The 279-nt window shown below is 46.6% G+C and carries 1 protein-coding gene; it reads right to left on the reverse strand.

The genetic code is table 11. The features are described from left to right. A partial coding sequence (locus AAEY78_RS12795; RefSeq protein ID WP_352339702.1) for a hypothetical protein occupies positions 1–279 on the reverse strand: 279 nt, incomplete at both ends.

Genomic DNA, 279 nt, shown 5'->3' on the forward strand with positions numbered 1-279 from the left:
GCTGGGAACCAAGCGTCTTCAAAGTCACCCGCCGATCCCACGCCCCCCCAATCGTTACGTTGCACGTTAACGGATTTAGAGTGATTATTGACATTGGTCAACTCAATACCAAAGTCAATGCTACCCACGTCGTCAAAGATATATTCACCGTCAAACTGATATTGATCAATTTCAGACTTATTACGCTCGTTAGTGAACACCGAACCGGTAAGAAGCATATCTGCAGGGGTGACGGCATTACCACCACCAACTGCCAGGATAGGTAAATCACCACTAAAG

This window comes from Psychrobacter sp. 16-MNA-CIBAN-0192 (assembly GCF_040309565.1).
Lineage (GTDB): Bacteria > Pseudomonadota > Gammaproteobacteria > Pseudomonadales > Moraxellaceae > Psychrobacter.